18 protein-coding genes are annotated in these 16,206 nt (G+C 42.4%); 7 read left to right on the top strand and 11 right to left on the bottom strand.

What is annotated here, in order from left to right; translation table 11 throughout:
* Positions 1 to 122: 122 nt before the first annotated feature.
* Together BMZ56_RS24955 and BMZ56_RS24950 are read left to right on the top strand one after the other, a co-directional pair.
* A complete protein-coding gene (locus BMZ56_RS24955; protein ID WP_090632515.1) occupies positions 123 to 572 on the top strand; it encodes an SRPBCC family protein in 450 nt (149 codons plus the stop codon).
* Between the two features lie 10 nt (positions 573 to 582).
* Positions 583 to 981 carry a VOC family protein gene (locus BMZ56_RS24950; RefSeq protein WP_090632513.1) on the top strand — a complete coding sequence of 133 codons (399 nt, stop codon included), beginning with the start codon at positions 583 to 585 and terminating at the stop codon, positions 979 to 981.
* On the opposite strand, the gene BMZ56_RS24945 is transcribed toward BMZ56_RS24950, so the two are convergent.
* Positions 978 to 1,484 carry a GNAT family N-acetyltransferase gene (locus BMZ56_RS24945; protein WP_090632511.1) on the bottom strand — a complete coding sequence of 169 codons (507 nt, stop codon included), beginning with the start codon at positions 1,482 to 1,484 and terminating at the stop codon, positions 978 to 980. The genes BMZ56_RS24950 and BMZ56_RS24945 overlap by 4 nt on opposite strands.
* Before the next feature lie 281 nt (positions 1,485 to 1,765).
* Between BMZ56_RS24945 and BMZ56_RS24940 the strand changes: the two genes are divergently transcribed.
* Positions 1,766 to 2,053 carry a hypothetical protein gene (locus BMZ56_RS24940; RefSeq protein WP_090632508.1) on the top strand — a complete coding sequence of 96 codons (288 nt, stop codon included), beginning with the start codon at positions 1,766 to 1,768 and terminating at the stop codon, positions 2,051 to 2,053.
* A 177-nt stretch (positions 2,054 to 2,230) separates the two neighbouring features.
* Here the strand turns inward: BMZ56_RS24940 and BMZ56_RS24935 are convergent, their stop codons facing one another.
* The 5 genes from BMZ56_RS24935 to BMZ56_RS24915 form a co-directional block, all read right to left on the bottom strand.
* Positions 2,231 to 4,576 carry an ABC transporter permease gene (locus tag BMZ56_RS24935; RefSeq protein WP_090632506.1) on the bottom strand — a complete coding sequence of 782 codons (2,346 nt, stop codon included), beginning with the start codon at positions 4,574 to 4,576 and terminating at the stop codon, positions 2,231 to 2,233.
* A 199-nt stretch (positions 4,577 to 4,775) separates the two neighbouring features.
* The gene (locus BMZ56_RS24930; protein WP_090632504.1) at positions 4,776 to 5,300 is read right to left on the bottom strand and encodes a DinB family protein; all 525 of its coding nucleotides are present in this window, start codon (positions 5,298 to 5,300) and stop codon (positions 4,776 to 4,778) included.
* 27 nt (positions 5,301 to 5,327) lie between these two features.
* On the bottom strand, positions 5,328 to 5,774 hold the full coding sequence (locus BMZ56_RS24925) for an SRPBCC family protein (protein ID WP_090632501.1): 447 nt from the start codon (positions 5,772 to 5,774) through the stop codon (positions 5,328 to 5,330).
* A gap of 191 nt (positions 5,775 to 5,965) precedes the next feature.
* The gene (locus BMZ56_RS24920) at positions 5,966 to 6,214 is read right to left on the bottom strand and encodes a hypothetical protein (RefSeq protein ID WP_090632500.1); all 249 of its coding nucleotides are present in this window, start codon (positions 6,212 to 6,214) and stop codon (positions 5,966 to 5,968) included.
* A 200-nt stretch (positions 6,215 to 6,414) separates the two neighbouring features.
* Positions 6,415 to 6,789 (bottom strand): YkvA family protein, encoded by a 375-nt coding sequence (locus tag BMZ56_RS24915; RefSeq protein ID WP_177195302.1) that lies wholly within the window; start codon positions 6,787 to 6,789, stop codon positions 6,415 to 6,417.
* Positions 6,790 to 6,984: 195 nt separating this feature from the next.
* On the opposite strand from BMZ56_RS24915, the gene BMZ56_RS24910 reads away from it, so the two are divergent.
* On the top strand, positions 6,985 to 7,488 hold the full coding sequence (locus BMZ56_RS24910; protein WP_245893398.1) for a GNAT family N-acetyltransferase: 504 nt from the start codon (positions 6,985 to 6,987) through the stop codon (positions 7,486 to 7,488).
* A 6-nt stretch (positions 7,489 to 7,494) separates the two neighbouring features.
* Here the strand turns inward: BMZ56_RS24910 and BMZ56_RS24905 are convergent, their stop codons facing one another.
* Positions 7,495 to 8,382 carry a glycoside hydrolase family 43 protein gene (locus BMZ56_RS24905; protein ID WP_090632496.1) on the bottom strand — a complete coding sequence of 296 codons (888 nt, stop codon included), beginning with the start codon at positions 8,380 to 8,382 and terminating at the stop codon, positions 7,495 to 7,497.
* Between the two features lie 66 nt (positions 8,383 to 8,448).
* Positions 8,449 to 10,380: an AAA domain-containing protein gene (locus BMZ56_RS24900; RefSeq protein ID WP_090632493.1), complete on the bottom strand. Its 1,932-nt coding sequence runs from the start codon at positions 10,378 to 10,380 to the stop codon at positions 8,449 to 8,451.
* A gap of 660 nt (positions 10,381 to 11,040) precedes the next feature.
* Here BMZ56_RS24900 and BMZ56_RS24890 point away from each other — a divergent pair.
* The 3 genes from BMZ56_RS24890 (at position 11,041) to BMZ56_RS24880 (ending at position 12,863) form a co-directional block, all read left to right on the top strand.
* Positions 11,041 to 11,244: a helix-turn-helix transcriptional regulator gene (locus tag BMZ56_RS24890; RefSeq protein WP_090632489.1), complete on the top strand. Its 204-nt coding sequence runs from the start codon at positions 11,041 to 11,043 to the stop codon at positions 11,242 to 11,244.
* 148 nt (positions 11,245 to 11,392) lie between these two features.
* Positions 11,393 to 12,037, top strand: coding sequence for a DNA alkylation repair protein (locus BMZ56_RS24885; RefSeq protein WP_090632486.1), 645 nt, complete (start codon positions 11,393 to 11,395; stop codon positions 12,035 to 12,037).
* 214 nt (positions 12,038 to 12,251) lie between these two features.
* Positions 12,252 to 12,863, top strand: a complete 612-nt coding sequence (locus BMZ56_RS24880) for a dihydrofolate reductase family protein (protein ID WP_090632485.1) — start codon at positions 12,252 to 12,254, stop codon at positions 12,861 to 12,863.
* 256 nt (positions 12,864 to 13,119) lie between these two features.
* Here the strand turns inward: BMZ56_RS24880 and BMZ56_RS24875 are convergent, their stop codons facing one another.
* From BMZ56_RS24875 to BMZ56_RS24865, 3 genes are all read right to left on the bottom strand, one after another.
* Complete coding sequence (locus BMZ56_RS24875) at positions 13,120 to 13,698, bottom strand: YdeI/OmpD-associated family protein (RefSeq protein ID WP_090632482.1); 579 nt, start codon at positions 13,696 to 13,698, stop codon at positions 13,120 to 13,122.
* A 638-nt stretch (positions 13,699 to 14,336) separates the two neighbouring features.
* Positions 14,337 to 15,035, bottom strand: coding sequence for a hypothetical protein (locus BMZ56_RS24870; RefSeq protein ID WP_143073026.1), 699 nt, complete (start codon positions 15,033 to 15,035; stop codon positions 14,337 to 14,339).
* A 17-nt stretch (positions 15,036 to 15,052) separates the two neighbouring features.
* Positions 15,053 to 15,931 (bottom strand): AadS family aminoglycoside 6-adenylyltransferase, encoded by an 879-nt coding sequence (locus BMZ56_RS24865; RefSeq protein ID WP_090632477.1) that lies wholly within the window; start codon positions 15,929 to 15,931, stop codon positions 15,053 to 15,055.
* Positions 15,932 to 16,206: the final 275 nt, after the last annotated feature.

Here is a 16,206-nt window from a genome sequence, read left to right as displayed (position 1 = left end):
CGCAGTAGCAGTATTGCAGTACACGAACTTTTTAAACAACAGAAATATTAACAGGTTGAAACATGCGCTTGCTGTTTAAACCGCACAACGGGTTATTCATTACAAATTAAATTTCAATTAAAATGGAAAATCAAACAGTTTCATTACATCGGGTAATCAAGGCAAGCCCGGAAAAGGTGTTTCGCGCATTTGCGGACCCCTTAGCATATTCAACTTGGTTACCACCCTACGGTTTTATATGCACCGTACAGTATATGGATTTCAGGGTAGGAGGAAAGTATCACATGACGTTTATAAACTTCAGCACAGAAAACGGACATTCTTTTGGTGGATCGTATCTTGAAATAAAGCCTAACGAATTCATTAAATACACGGATACATTTGACGACCCCAACTTACCTGGAGAAATGACGAATACCATCTGGCTAAACGAGGTCTCGTGTGGCACTGAGCTTAAGGTCGTGCAAGAGGGTATCCCTACGATAATACCGGTAGAAATGTGTTATTTAGGTTGGCAGGAATCCCTGGAGAAGTTGATGAAGCTTGTAGAACCTGAAATTCCGGATGCCTAATTTACCTACGATGACTGATTCTAATGATAAATTTGTGAGTGCCATTTTCATTACTTTTTCAGGTAATTGCAGAAAGGCGCTCACATTTTACCAAACTTGCTTTGGTGGCACATTGCAGGTTGAAGCTTTTGAAAAAGAATTACTCGGTTATACAGAAATGCCCGTTGTCATCGGGTCGCTTATTTCTGATCGAATCATTATTCACGGGTCAGATTTGGTACACAATGAAGGGAGGACGCTAGGGAATTATATGTCTATTTTTCTACCTTGCAAAAATACACATGATAGACAAGCGCTTATTGAGAGACTCAAATCTAATAAGACAAATCTTCCCGCAGGGAATGATGACGACCAAAAGCTAGTGGAGGTAACCGATGCTTTTGATGTGAGATGGGTGTTAGGGGTTTAGTTCAGTACCTTTTCAAAGGCTTTTCGTGGCATTCCCCTAAAGCTTACCTCTCCGCAATAGCGATAGCCGAGCTTCTCGAATAGCCGCAGCATCCCCGGATTATCGAAATTGGTGTCTGCTTTGACACTGAATATGTTATGCTGACGTGCAAATTGTTCGATGTGTTTCAACAGTTGCTGAGCGACGCCTTTACCTAAGTGTTTTTCTGACACGGCAACCCGGTGGTATACAACGAAATCACCATCGGTCAGCCACTTACCTTCAATGGTTGCATATGCCGGTTCATCGTTTATCAAGATGGCACAATATGCGGTAATAACTTCTCCGTCTGACAGTACATATCCCACACCCAGGTTAATATCGTTCTTGATAACCGTCGGATTGGGATAGCCATCTTGCCATTGTTCGCTGCCATCTCGCTTTCTACGTTGTATCGCACCTTCCAAAATCTCCCAGATACTGGGAAGGTCTTCAATGTCTGCTTTCCTGAATGAATAATCCATGTTATCCAATGCGTATGTTTTTCCTTAATTTCCTACTTTCCTATGGCCAACCCTGTTTGGGCGCTGCCATAACTCAGTTGTACGGGCCGCTGTAATGCTCAACAGAAAGTGAGATAATGCAAAAATGCGGACGGATGTACAATATTCCTCGGTATCTTTTTCGCAACGAAAATACTAAAAAATATGTCACTCAATAAAACCGTAGGCTCATGCAGGTTTCACATATTTTTTGCGATATTTAATCGTTACAACCTTTCAATAAGAAAATGAAAAGCTAGGGTATGGAAAAGCAGCATGTAGATAAATCGTTGTTCGTTCTCGGAGTCGGTTTCTCCGTTTATTTTCTGTTCCTGTTTCTCAATTACCATTTATTTCATTTAGATTTTGTATTGCTGGGCGTCGTTCAGGAACTTATTACCATACCGCTGATGATGGCAGTGGTGGTCGTATTTGCCATTAGCTTGTACAGATTAATCAGACATTTTTCTTTTCAAGGTTACTTAATATGGGCCGCTATTATTCTCTTGGCTTGTTCAGCGGCTGTATGGGGCAGCCTTGTGTTTTCCTAGTCAGTGCTAGTAGCAAACTCAATTCTACAGACTTTTGGAAGAGATGCTGCCGTACATATCCTTCAATCGAGGTATCAGGATAACGCCGCTCTTCTGCTTCTTCCTTCGCGCTCAATGGACCCGCCCAAGCGTATCAGCGCCGGCTAGTCCGTATAAATCCAAAGACAATTTTACTTGCTAATCTTCTTTTATCGCCTTAATTGGGTTATTGGTAGCAGCGATGAAACTGCGAATGAAAACGGTAGTTCCCGCAACAAAGAGGGTAGCGAGCAATCCTACTATGAAGTGTATGGGCGTAATGTTAATCTGATAGGCAAATTCTTGCAACCAGCTATTCATTGAATACCATGTAATGGGTACTGCTATGGCAAAGGCTACAAAGATTAATAGGACAAAATCTCTTAAAAATAGTATCACAATATTTTTTACAGATGCACCTAGAATTTTGCGCATACCGATCTCTTTTACGCGCTGAACGGCCATTAATGATACCAGCCCCAACAAACCTACACAACTGATGATAATAGCAATGGCTGTAAAAACCTTAAACGTATTATAAAGAGTTTGCTCTTGTTCATACAATCGGGCAACCTTGTTATCAAGAAATTCATAATTAAATAACGACTGAGGATTGAGTATCGACCATTCTTTATTAATGGACGCGATTGTCCGCTTCATGTTATTTGACTGGAGTTTCACACTTGCCTGGTGAAACCTTCCAGGATTGTAGTAAAGAAAGCAGGCCCTGATTTTTTTATGCTTGGATTCACTTTGGAAGTCGGCCACAACCCCCTGAATCTCTGCGCTACGATCACCCACTATCACTTGTTCTCCCAGGGCATCTTCCGGATTATGTATACCCAACCGTGTTATAAACGTATTATTAACAACAATTTTCAGGATGCTGTCTGGGGCCGTGCTTTTGATAATGGGTAAACCAGCCATCATCTTTATTTTAAACATCGGGAGATAATTTTCATCCACAACTTTCAGTTCCGTCACATCTACTTCATTCATGCCCAAGTGAGGAGCAGAAAAAGGCATATAGTTGATATTGTAAGCCGGTGCAACCGAGGCAAAACTGAAATCTTTAACGCCGGGTTGCCTGGAGAGTAGCTGGCGTAGCCCTTCGGGATTTTTCCCTATATCAAACGTGATAATCGATTCCTTGTCAAAGCCAATATCTTTATTAAGGAAGAAATCCATCTGTTTGGCAACAATAAAAGTACTTATAATGAGTAACTGAGTTACCAGAAACTGGATGCCTATCAATCCTCTTTTTAAGCGTGTATTTCCTTTGACAGCTGTTGAAAAAGGCGACTTTAAAATTTGTACTTGATTAAAGCGTGCCTGTATCAGCGCAGGGTACAGCCCAGAGATCAAAACCGCAAATAGTGAAATAGTAAGAAGCCCCATGATAACATCCGCCTGTAGCAGCTGAGTAGGAGTGATGCGTGTACCAAAGAACCTTTCTGCATAAGGGATGAATAACAGCAGGCCCCCTAGTGCCAAGACCAAAGCGATGACCACTTGAAGAGCTATTTCCGAAAGTGCGCTTTTAATGATCTGAATGGGCTTGGCGCCGATCACTTTTCGAATACCTATATCTTTCGAGCGCTTTATGGCAAAAGCGGTAGCCATATTGACGAAGTTAATACAGGCTATTACTAAAATAAACAAACCAATGGCAGCGAGGCCATATATACTCTTTTTAGAGCGGGGCATACTCGTCTGGTTAAGGTATCGTTGATCGTAGTGTATATCGGTTAGTGGTTGTAATAATAGCTTGCCTTCTTTTTCAACTTCTTCCCCCCAGTTCTTTTTAATAAACGAGGGAAGCTGTTGTTCGATACTACGTGCAGATAGATTATCAGGTAAGGTGATATATAGATAGCCTCCCTGTATAGACCAAAAATTGCTTGTTTCATCGTGGAATGTTGCCCAGGAAACCAGCGACTTAAACGTTAAATGGCTGTTGCTGGGAAGATCTTTGATCAGGCCGGTTACTTTCAGCTCCCAATTGTTATCCATACGGATTGTCTGCCCCATAGGATCCTGATCTCCAAAATACTGTTTTGCGATAGTCTCCGTAAGTACAATCGTGTTTGGAGCTTCCAGTGCCGATTTGGGATCGCCTGTCAGCCATTCTAAATCAAATATTTTGGTAAATTCGTTGTCGGCTGCGCCGATGTCTTTTAGTATGTAACGCTCCTGATTTATTTCGATCATGCTTTCCCGCCAATAATAGTATTGTGAAACATGTTCCAGTTCCGGGAAGTCATTTTTAAGCGCCGGAGCAACGGCAAATGAGACACTGGGATTATAATCTAAACCAAGCGACGTAACCCGATAGGTTTTATGTGCTTGTCTATGATATTGATCGTAGCTGAGTTCATTCCTAACAATGAGAAAGATTAATATACAGGAGGCAAGTCCTAAGGCCAAGCCGAAAATATTAATTGCTGCATAAGATTTGTAGCGGGCTATCGATCGTATTGCAGTTCGAAAATAATGCTTGAACATGTCCTAATAATTTGCGTAGATAACCAGGACTCAAATAGTAAACCATTTTATACAAACGGCCAATAAGGTTGTTCAAGGCCTATTTTACGTTAAAGCAGTGTTCGAATACGAACATCTGTTGTCCGTTTTTGGACATGTACGGGCGAGGTGGCAGACCGCGGGGTTCATGCGGAATACCGGATGGTTCGGTACCTTTGTCCTAATAGCTTAAGTGATCATCCAGGTCGTATCTGACCCCCTCATAGCCTAGTGCCTTTCGCATCAGACCCAATTGACCAAATAGGTAGCTTTCACGGTCCAGACCCATACCCACCATGTTTAGTTTGTTTTCTTCGACATAGGGTACATTCATTCCGAAAGGATACGCCTGACTAAGTTCTGCTTCCTCCACCGACAATAATTTCTGGTACAGGAGCGGCGAGATCTTATGCCACTGCTTTTTTAGCTCGTCTAGTGATGGGTATTGAAGGGACGAATCCAGCGCTTTCGCATTCTTGAACAGATCTTCATTGGGGTCTTTTTCGGGAATGTCCAAGACCTCGGCCAGCCAGTACCTGCAATTGACCAGGTTGCCGGCCATCCAGGCAAAATGATTGGTTCTATCGGCGATACGCTTTTGGGCATCTTCCTCCTGGATACCTTTCAGCATGTTATTGAATAGCTGGCTATGCATACGGTAGGCAGGGATAACGATTGTCAGGGTTTTTGCTATAGGCTTGTCCATATTTCTGTTTATTTTGTGTAGTTAATTTTATTGTTCGGAGAGTTTCTTTACTTCCTCCAGGCCCTTGGCAAACGCGCTATTCATATGTTCTTCCCATTCCGGTGCCGTTTGTACAGAAGCCCTGAGCAGGGTGGTACCGTTAGTTTCCGAAAGATGGTATTCTTCCAGCGAGCCGGCCCAATCCTTCACTTTTTCACTCGTCGTATCTTCTTTGCCATCCGTTAATTCACCTAAATGTTCAAATACAACATCATACGGCTTGTTTAGCGACTTTATGGTACTTACCATGCCGCTACCTTTGCTGTCAAGGAAAAGCGTCTTTCCGCCAACCTGCCAGTCGCTCTGAATAGATCCACCCGCATCTTCCGGATTAAAGGCCTTTGTCCATTTCAGATAGGTGTCTGGATTCCAAAGCGTATCCCAGACTTTCTGGGCCGGGGCTTTGATTTCTTTTGAGAATTGCAGTGTTAACATTGTATAACGTGTTAAAAGATTATGTATTTTGATACTGTAAAGCTACAGCAAAACAGAAAAAGACATAAGGGGCATAGAAGACAAATAAGAGGGCATATCGCGACTTTTTATCATAGGGTAAACATTCAGGGCATGAATATGTTTGCTTGGCTGCCATTGGCCTGATGCCGCCTTTTATCTGGAAGTTGACCTTATCCCAATGAGCGACCCAAAATTACCCCCGGATAAAAATACCCTCGCAAAAATAGAATTTTGAAAGACTTTAAGTCCAATCCAGGTTCAGGTATTGATTTTTGGCCGATGAGTTCAATATGACCAAAGCCACCATTAGCTGAACCATTAAAATCCTTGAAAATAAAAACCTCATCACCAAAGAATATGAACCGCACGATGCTGCCGACAGCGGCGGAGGTGTCACGGCCGCTTGGTGGCAAGTCCAAGAATATTCAGGCCGGTAAATAATTTATTTCTCACTAGGTTCCTGAAGGCGACCGTAAGATAATTCCTTAGCATGGTTGTTTCCCTGCAATAAAACTGCCATATGCCGAAACACCCTGAATGACTTCATTACGGGTAACCTGTTATTCAGGCAGGTGTCCGAATACGGACATGTTGTCCGTAAACGGGCAGTTATTATGCACTATTGGTTTGAATCTAAAGAAGCCTGAATAAAAGCCTTATATTTCTGGATTTCGTCCGTGAGTTTTGAAACGGCGTATGCAACAATGGTTACATCATCCATCCAGCCCATCAAGGGAACGATATCAGGTATTGCATCAAGCGGAGAGACAATATAAGCAATCGTTGCTACAATAATAGACAGATTCCACCTATCCATATGATACCGTCCCGCGAACACATCCTTGCCCATTGAAATCAAAAGCCGGAATTCGTCAACTTTTTCATCCAGATAGGCTGATTTGCTTTCTGCCTTAGCGAAGTCATTCCCACTGATCCGATGCTTACGGAATAGCTCGAATAAAAGGAATGCCTTATTGAAATAGCCTTTTTTCATATCTCTGTCGTTAATGAGAGTTACAAAGTTAACCATTTCGTCGTGCAAGCGAAAGAAAGGGGTTGGTACATTTATTGTAACGGTGGCCCAGAAGTGATCAATGAACTATTGAAACACGACTTAGTAGACGAGTTTATCATTGGACTGACACCACTGCATTACAAACGAAAAAAATAAACGACGGAACATTTTGAAGTGAGCACGCAAAACAAGATAACAAACAACAAACTCGATATAAAACTTAGGCGAACAGAAGTTGCAGACTTGGACAGTCTCTTCCAGTTTCAGCTTGACAAAGAGGCGAGTTATTTAGCCGCGTTTACACCAAAAGACTCTACAGACAAAGCAGCGTATTTGGCCAAATACGCGAGATTATTGAATGACCCAACCGTAAATAATCAAACAATTCTAGTTAACAGTGTTATTGTGGGAAGTGTTGCCAAATTTATACTGGAAGGTGACACGGAGATTACCTATTGGTTAGATAGAAAATTTTGGGGAAAAGGAATCGCAACCAAAGCACTAAAAGATTTTCTCGATATTGAAACTACGAGGCCAATTTTTGGGCGAGTAGCGTTTGATAATTTTGGTTCACAGAAGGTTTTAGAAAAATGCGGTTTCGTCAAAATCGGCTCTGACAAAGGTTTTGCAAATGCACGACAGACAGAGATCGAAGAATTAATTTATAAGTGCGGTTAGGTTTTTTCATTTTTGGGGACTAATCCCTTCGGAACTCATTACGATTTTTTTAATTGTCCCGTCGCCATTATAGTACATGTAATCAACACAGACCGATCTCCTATGGCTGCCACCATTCGGCAAAGCCCCGTTATGGTAAAAGAAATAGGATTTTCCTTTGAAGTCGAGTGTTGCGGGCCGGTTCGTTTCGCAATTGCCAGCAAGCTCATTCACGATGCCAACAAATTTCCAGGCCCCATGAAGGTTGTCGCTCATTGCATAAGCTACACGTTCCGGTGCCCCATAGCCATACATCAGGTAGTAATGGCCGTCCCTCTTATAGATATGCGTACCCTCATTAAAGTGAGGTAGGTGTAGCTCACTGATCTCGCTGTCGATTTCGAGGAGATTCGCGCTGAGCCGTGCATAGAAACAGCGGCCATTGCCCCAAAACAAATAAGCACTTCCGTCATCGTCGATGATAACGCTCGGGTCCAGATTCGATTTTTCGTCGGCTGCTACCGGCAGCATGTCGCCAGTAACGAGTGCTTCTCCTCTTGGGTCCCGAAAAGGTCCGAGAGGGCTTTCAGATGTAGCAACCCCGATGGCCTTGCCGGGGATTCTCTTGTGTGATACCGCAGTAAAGAAATAAAACTTTTGATTGTGGCAGATGATTTTCGAAGCAAATGCATCTCCCGATGCCCAACTGTAATCGTTCGCCGCCAAGGGTGAAGGATGCGTATTCCAATCTACCAAATTTACAGATGAAAAGCAAAGCCAGTCGTTCATTGTGTACTGCTCACTTCCCGGGAGAGGGTCGTCATGTCCGGTATACAGATACACGATACCGCGATGTTCCAAGACGGTCGGATCGGCAGTAAATACATGTCTGATTATCGGATTGTTTTCCTCCATAACCGTGTGATCAATGTGTGCGCTCCATTTAACTAACGATGGCGCTATAAAAAAGTTTAAATCCACTCAGGAAATCCATTCCCATACACTGCGATGTCTGGCTAAGGAGTCGATATAATCTAGGAACCCACCGTAAAAATCATGGTATCCTATGGTACTGCTGTTGCCTATCACAATCAGCTTTTTCCGGGCACGGGTCATGGCCACATTCATCCGCCTGGTGTCGGCTAAAAAGCCGATTTCCTGTTTTGCGTTGCTCCTTGTCAAACTGATGTAGATCACGTCTTTTTCCTGGCCCTGGAAGCTGTCGATGGTATTCACTTGCAACTGTTTTGTATAGGGCTGCAACCGGTCATCCTGCGCGATAATTTCACGTAGATAAAGCGATTGGGCCCGGTACGGCGTGATGATGCCGATGCTCGGAAAGGCATGGTCTGTAGGCGATATGTTGAGGTCTGCTACAAAAGAAGCGAGGTGGTTACATAAAAAATGGGCCTCGTCCCGATTGGAAATGGCGTGATCCACGACGGTTTCTTCATATCCCGCACCAGCGGTATCGATAAACATAATCGGGCTGTCATCGCCCTGCAATGTCCAATGGGCTACGGTTGGCGCTGCCTGTAACCGGTCTGCGTAGAGGGCCAGAGACGGGTATTTCATAATCTGGGCATTCATCCTGTATTGCACATCCAGCAGCGATACATGGTTGGGGTGCTGCGCGATTAATTTTTCGAACAAGGTGTGGTATAGCCCCTTGGAAGTCTGATGGTTGGATTTGACCGTTGGAGGCAACTGGCAATGGTCTCCCGCTAGGACGACGCGATCGGCTTTCAGGATGGGAATCCAACAGGCGGGTTCCAGTGCCTGCGCGGCTTCGTCGATAATAACGGTTTTGTACCGCCTATCGCGAATGGTATAATGATTGGCGCCCACTAATGTAGCCGTGATCACCTGCGCCTTGGTAAATACATCCTGAACAATATAATCCAGCATCCGATCAATCTCTTTCCGGATTTTCCGCGCTTCGTCAAACAGCGCTTTCCGTTGATCCCGCTCGGCCTTTCCGAAATTGCGTTTGTATTTATGCGCCATGTCGACATAGGCCCGGGCTTGCTTCTCCAGCGTTTTGATCGTTTTATGGGCGGCGTGGTTGTCCACCTGGGCGTCCAACGTGAGTTCCTGTAAGTGATCCGAAACCTTGACCGGGTTGCCGATGCGGACCACCGATACGCCCGCCGCATCAAGGCGTTCGGTCAGTACATCTACAGCCGTATTGCTTGGCGCGACGATAAGAAGCTGTTGCGGCCGCTGCTTCAGGAGTTCCTGTACGGCGTAGATCAGCGTCGTCGTTTTACCCGTACCGGGAGGCCCATGCAGGAGGGATAGCGGATTTTCGCCCAGTATATGAGCTATCGCCTTGTTTTGGCTGGGGTTTAGACGGTCGTTTTCATAAACTGGGTTGGAGGCGGTCTCGCGAACATCGGGTCCGCCCAGGAGCTGCCTTACCAGGTAGCCTTGTTTTTTGTCGGTCAGCGCCAGGTTGGCTTCATCCAGTGCACGATGCATTTCTTTGTACGAATTTTCATCGAACAGCAGGTCGATCCCCAGCCTGCCTCCACGGCTCCATGCAGGAAGTTCATCTACCCGGAATGAAATCCGTAGGGTGTCACGACTCGCAAATGCGATGATTCCCTGAAGTCGATCCTGCCGCGGATTATGGTTTGAAAACAAGGAGACAGGCATACCGTACCTGAACCGGTGCCCCTCTTCCGGGTGAGTGGTTTTGCTTACCGTGATGGTCAGGTAGTCGCCCCGCCCTAATTCGCTATCCGTTATCGCAATGGGAAACCAGGTGACGCCAAGCGCAATCCGTTCCTGAACAGACCGCTGCAGTAGCAGTGCCTCATGCTGGGCTTTATCAAAAGCTTGCTCCTGATCCAACCATGTCGCCAACTCGTTAAAATATTTTTTTGGGATATCACCTTTAATAAGCTCCATTCAATTCAAATTTACATTAATCCAGCTAACATAGCCGTATTTTTCTAGACATCCACTCATTAACAATTATGAATATTTATCACTAAAATGACAAGTAAACATTACATTTTGTAAGAAATATTTGACAATATGTAAAATAATTCTTACTTTCGTCATAGGCTTTTAGATCATAGACATCATGAAAAGAATACCACTTTTACCCAGATATTTTCGTTGGCTAGGATATATCCTTATTATTATATCAGTTTCAATTTTTTTGAATGATTCTTATCGGTCATTAATCAAGTATGACTTTAAAAATCTAACAGTAAGAATGTTCGTGATAGCAGATAATACACCGTTTAGAGATGGTGGGCCTGTTTATTTTGGTTTCTCCGATGTAAACCTGGGTTTCATTCTGATCGTTTTAGGGGCGCTTTTAGGTTTATGTGGAATTGCCTTTAGCAGAAAAATAGTCGAAGATGAGTTTATTACTAGTTTACGGCTGTTCGCTTGGTCGTGGGCTATTATTTTATCAATATTGTATGCGGTAGTGGCCAATTTATTCGTGTTTGGGACGCAATATTTATCACTTATGGTTTTGTTCCCTCATTTTTTGTTGATCCTTTTCATCTTAATTTTCAACATCCAGTGGTGGCGATATAGCAATAGGAGGGAGCAATGAAAAATCAGATCAAAATAAATCGTGTGATCAAAGGCTTCTCCCAAGATACATTGGCACAGGCTGTCGGAGTAAGTCGGCAAACGATCAATGCTTTGGAAGCTGCGAAATATGTGCCTTCTACTGTTCTCGCGTTAAAGTTGGCAAGGGTTTTAGAAAAATCGATAGAAGAATTATTTGAATTGGAAGAATCGGATATGTAGACATGGTGTGTTTTGTGGTGGTGCCGATACCGGAATTTCCGAATACAGCCGTTTTCGGCGGATTTGGAGCGGATATTTTGAAGAAATCTTAAATTTGAAAGCAGTTTACTAAAGCGCAGCTTATTAACATACAGCATAACGCATAACTATGGAACTTTCCTCCACAGCGCAACATATCTTCGGTCAAATTAGCAATAAAGCCATCAAGCTTGGCGATCTTAGGAACATTGCTAAAGATATCGGAAAAGACCACCAATTAGCTATAGAGCTTTGGTCAACGGGCGCATATTTTGCAAGGCAGTTGGCAATCCTAATTATGGATAAAAAACTTCTTTCGCGAGAAGTCATCGATGATTTGGACAAGGATATTCAGCAGCATATACCAGCGGAACAGAACCAACTGATCGATTGGCTTATGGCCAACCAACTCGTTAAAGATAAAAAGACGGTTGCGTTAATGGAATCCTGGGTAGATAGTCCTTCGCCATTGCAAAGACGGATTTTCTGGTATTATCAAGCTCGCTTACGTTGGGTAGGACAGACTCCTCCCGCCAATAGTGAATACCTACTTTCTCTAATCGAAAAACGGATCGCATCGGAGAAACCCGAAGTCCAGTGGGCGATGAATTTTACTGCAGGTCAAATTGGGATTTTTCAAGAAGAATTTCGCTCCAGATGCATTGCCCTTGGAGAACAGACAGGCCTTTACAAAGACGAAATAGTGGCAAAAAATTGTACGCCCAACTATTTGCCGGAGTTCATCGCTATACAAGTTGCTAAGTTGAAGAAATAAGTAGCCATTTCTTCCGGATGGCCGTTTGTGGGTAAGTAACGCTCCTGTTTTTCAATCCGTTTTTTTAGGTTAAGCAATCAGCGTGAAATCCTCATTGATGGTTCGACAAAAAATAAGAGGGTAATTCAAACTTTTTTTAAATTCATTGTCGATTTAGGCTGATGCCATTCGACTACTTATTGAATACCATTTATCATGTGTAAAAAGAACAATCATGGAAAAAGCAAAAGTAACATCCGGATTAACTGTTTCTCTTGACGGCTTTGCCGCGGGACATAATCAAAGTTTTGAAAAACCATTTGGCGACGGGTTTGATTCGGACTTGCTGGATAGTTGGATGTTTTCTGAACCGGAAAAACATCGGCATAAGAAAGAAATAGATGCTATTCTTGATGCGGGCGCCTTTATCATGGGCAGTAACATGTTTGGACCTAAAGACAGGAGAGATAAATCGGAATGGAAAGGGTGGTGGGGCGACAATCCGCCGTATCATGCTCCGGTTTTTGTACTCTCCCACAAGGAACGCTCACCGGTAGAAATGGAAGGCGGAACGATATTTCATTTTGTTACGGATGGTATCGAAGCAGCATTGAGCATGGCGAAAGAAGCGGCAGGAGGTCGAAATGTGAAGATCATGGGGGGCGCAAGTACCATCAATCAGTATCTGGCTGCTGGTCTTATTGACGAATTGTGGCTACATCTTGTACCAGTTACTATTGGTGTTGGCTCAAGGATTTTTGAAGGAGTACCGAATCTCAGGCTCGAACCGGTTAATGTAAGCGGAACAGGCGTGGTGACACATATTAAGTACAAGGTTGTAAAATAGAAAAGTTGGATTGGCTTTGTTTCTAACCTTTACAAGCTTTTCCATTCCACTCTTTGTTTAATAATTGAGATCGTACTATTCCAAAAATTCCCGGTGCTTCCTGATGGGTGTCCGTTGGAAAATTAGTAATGTTTAAGGTCAGTTGAGTAGCCTTATCAAGGGTGTCAAAATAAATTCAATGATGGTGTAATTTTTCGGTCTATCCGCCAGCCCGGACAACGAACTTAGGTGTGTTTTTTTGGGCTTATCGAATCATTTAACGGAATTTCTCACCTTTCTCCAGCATTTCAATAATTTCTTTCATACGCTTTTCTCTTGTCTCTTGTTTTTTTGCAGTCTGCAGGCGAAATCCAATGGAGAAAAGATTGGTCTTATTGAGACCCCTAAAAAACGTTTCTGCTTTTTTGTTTTTGCTAAGTTCTTTTAGAAAATCTTCAGGGATGGTCATTTTGCTCGGAGAATCGTATGCCTTTTCCCAACTACCGTCGGCTTTGGCTTTTTCGACAGCTTTTAATCCTGCGGGTCTCATTCTTCCCTCATTAATTAATCGTTCGATATGTCCAATATTTATTTTGGACCAAACACTTTTTGCTCTTCGGGGACAAAATTTTTGTAGCCAGGCTTGGTTGTCATATGCTTGTTTTTGACCATCAATCCACCCGTAGCAAAGCGCTATATCAAGTGCCTCTGCATAGCTGATGGTCTTTTCCCCGGAATCTTTCTTAAATATTTTGATCCAGAGCCCATTTGAGGTATCGTGATTCTTTGCGAGCCAAGTTTCAAATGTTTCAGCTGTTTTGAATTCCAATATTGGAACAGTATTTAGTTTAGTCATACACTGTGGCTTTTTTTTCCATTCTATTGCTTGCCGCTAACGGTTCGGGGCTTGTTGATTTCACAAAGCCCCCGTTAGCTGTATGTATCTTGGACTTTTTACGGAATACGTTACGGAGAAGCTGAGATGCGTTTTCATAACATTGAATTAATTTCGTTTGCCATTTTTATTCGTTAAAGATTAATTGATAATGCAAACTTATACATGCCAAGTGACAGCATTATGTCAGGGGTCAAAATAAAAAAGTGATAGCGATCAAAATATTCTTGCAAGGTCATTTGTGTGGTTCTGTCTTTTTAACAAACCTTAACGGATTCGTTATAACAATCCGGGGTCTTCATGCGTTACATAGTTAGTAAAATTTGTCTTTCATCTGTTCGTTAATTTGATTTTTAATGGTCAGATGGAGCCTTTAATGATTTAAATAATTCTTATCCCTTCGTGATTTAGTAATTATTTAAATCACGTCGGGTTCATCATTTAGGTTTATAATTGGTTAGTTAAGAAGCCCCGATTCTCCCCGTTTCGGGGCTTTTAAAAAAATCCAGGTCCTTCTGTATTTATCGCCATTTGTATCTTGGCCCGTATAGCAACAGGAGAATAACTGGTACGTAGAGAGACTTCTTGAACATCTTAAGCTAAGTATTACGGCCAACAAATTCCTTTATAATTTTTCTTTTAACCGTATGGATACTCCCTATTACGTGTTTTTCCGATCCGCATATGCCACAGCACCAGGTTTGATATTTGAAGGGCTTTCTTAACTGATATTTTGTTTTTAGCGTAGGGGAGGTCAGCTTTTTGCATCGTTTACAGTACCATTTTCTTCGTTCGTCCACAGGAATACCAAGGCTTTCCATTTCATAAAACAACTGAAGCTCCTCCAAAATATACTCCTTTTGGTTTGCTAGCGTAAGCTCGCTATTGAAAAGGACGGCATCATTGTACCTCAAGCAATCCAGGTCTTCATCTATCTCGTAAAACGCCATGTATCGTGCGTCATAGCCGCTGGCGGATACAATATTTCGCATCTGTCCAAACGCGTGATCGGCGCTTATCTCACCTGCCACAGCCTTTTCAGCGATCAACAATGCATATTCCTCAAGGATCTCTTCGTCACTCTTGTCGGTATCTATCTTCAAATCCTCGATAGATTTCCAGAAATACTTTTCCCGTATTTCCGTCGTATCGAAATCCAAACCGGCTAAAATGACTAAGTTTTCACTTTCATATCCGAGTGTCATGACGGTTACTGCCCAATCAACAAGTTTTTTGCTGTCAAACGGAGAAAATGTCCTTTCTCCCAGAATTTCCAGGGTTAGTTTTTCTATAGCCAATCGCATCCCATTTCATCCTATTTGCCGTAAGGCAATTTCCTGACGGTATTTAAATATTTCCTTATATCCGCGTCTAAATTTGTAGGATATTCATAACCTAATCTTTCAGATAATGCAGTTCCGATTTCGGTTACTAAATCTGCCATGGCAAATAAGGCATTCCAGTTATCGTTTATACCCTCACCCGAAAATGTTTGAAGTACTTTTTTCCACATTTCAGGTGTCAGGTACTGTTTAAAAAGCCTTCCGTGTTTATTCGTTGTAATGTTCCAGTCGTGTTCACTGGCAATGTACCACTCAATTAAAGGTTTTAAATAGTCGGTTCGGATATTGTTTTCCGACATAAATTTGGCATAGAAAATATTATCTCTAATAAGACTTTTTGCTACATAAGTGGTGTCCCACCAGAAATCATTGAGAATTCTTTGAAACTCCTTTCCCTGTGGTTTTTTGATGATCGAAACTTGATAAGTCGGTTTTTTCATTTCCCGTGTTAATCCTTCTTTATCAACGAGTACTTTGTAACCAATGTCCCAGTCTTCACATAATTTGCTTTGGTTTATTTCCGTTAAAAAGTTGGATTTGCTATACAATTTGAAATCTACTTTTACATAATCATCGTACAATACCATTTTCATTGCGTGCTCACCATCAAAGCAGCTTTCATCTTCTTCGACCATAGCAATAGGATGGCCGAAATGATGCACCCAGCTATTGTCTACTACATATCTGTTATTGTCTTCAAAAATAAACTCAATATCCAAGTCGCTAAATTCATCGACAGGTGCCCCCGGATTTACAAGGGAACTTGTCAGCAATACGGCACGTATATGAGCATTGTCTTGAGACCAACTTATAATAGCTTTTAATTTCTCTTCCCTGGTTTCTACTTTCATTCATTTACTTTTTACTGCGTAAATGTTAAAATTTTATCTAACGTAGCAAACCCGAACCCGCATTTTTATTAGGGAGCTCAAGGTCGGATTTTCCACGTTAGGCGTAGTTGATTCCCGGAAAGATTACAATTATGGCAACGACTACCACGAATTCTTCGCTAATTTAATGTATACACTTTTTAACCGGATGGAGGCTATAAGTTTACCGTACTTCTACTTTTGAAAGCGCACCAAATATCGGATGAAATATGTCGCTTATCTTTTTTTGCTTTCAA

It is taken from the genome of Parapedobacter indicus (assembly GCF_900113765.1).
Lineage (GTDB): Bacteria > Bacteroidota > Bacteroidia > Sphingobacteriales > Sphingobacteriaceae > Parapedobacter > Parapedobacter indicus.
The sequence above is the reverse complement of the archived record's forward strand: the minus strand, read 5'-3'. Positions and strand labels throughout refer to the sequence as shown.

Bases quoted from the DNA above. Each gene is read 5' to 3' on its own strand.
- BMZ56_RS24880 (WP_090632485.1), top strand. From the start codon at position 12,252: ATGGAAAAAGCAAAAGTAACATCCGGATTAACTGTTTCTCTTGACGGC.
- BMZ56_RS24940 (WP_090632508.1), top strand. From the start codon at position 1,766: ATGGAAAAGCAGCATGTAGATAAATCGTTGTTCGTTCTCGGAGTCGGT.
- BMZ56_RS24945 (WP_090632511.1), bottom strand. From the start codon at position 1,484: ATGGATTATTCATTCAGGAAAGCAGACATTGAAGACCTTCCCAGTATC.
- BMZ56_RS24905 (WP_090632496.1), bottom strand. From the start codon at position 8,382: ATGGAGGAAAACAATCCGATAATCAGACATGTATTTACTGCCGATCCG.
- BMZ56_RS24885 (WP_090632486.1), top strand. From the start codon at position 11,393: ATGGAACTTTCCTCCACAGCGCAACATATCTTCGGTCAAATTAGCAAT.
- BMZ56_RS24935 (WP_090632506.1), bottom strand. From the start codon at position 4,576: ATGTTCAAGCATTATTTTCGAACTGCAATACGATCGATAGCCCGCTAC.
- BMZ56_RS24925 (WP_090632501.1), bottom strand. From the start codon at position 5,774: ATGTTAACACTGCAATTCTCAAAAGAAATCAAAGCCCCGGCCCAGAAA.
- BMZ56_RS24915 (WP_177195302.1), bottom strand. From the start codon at position 6,789: ATGAAAAAAGGCTATTTCAATAAGGCATTCCTTTTATTCGAGCTATTC.
- BMZ56_RS24900 (WP_090632493.1), bottom strand. From the start codon at position 10,380: ATGGAGCTTATTAAAGGTGATATCCCAAAAAAATATTTTAACGAGTTG.
- BMZ56_RS24930 (WP_090632504.1), bottom strand. From the start codon at position 5,300: ATGGACAAGCCTATAGCAAAAACCCTGACAATCGTTATCCCTGCCTAC.
- BMZ56_RS24890 (WP_090632489.1), top strand. From the start codon at position 11,041: ATGAAAAATCAGATCAAAATAAATCGTGTGATCAAAGGCTTCTCCCAA.
- BMZ56_RS24875 (WP_090632482.1), bottom strand. From the start codon at position 13,698: ATGACTAAACTAAATACTGTTCCAATATTGGAATTCAAAACAGCTGAA.
- BMZ56_RS24865 (WP_090632477.1), bottom strand. From the start codon at position 15,931: ATGAAAGTAGAAACCAGGGAAGAGAAATTAAAAGCTATTATAAGTTGG.
- BMZ56_RS24950 (WP_090632513.1), top strand. From the start codon at position 583: ATGACTGATTCTAATGATAAATTTGTGAGTGCCATTTTCATTACTTTT.
- BMZ56_RS24955 (WP_090632515.1), top strand. From the start codon at position 123: ATGGAAAATCAAACAGTTTCATTACATCGGGTAATCAAGGCAAGCCCG.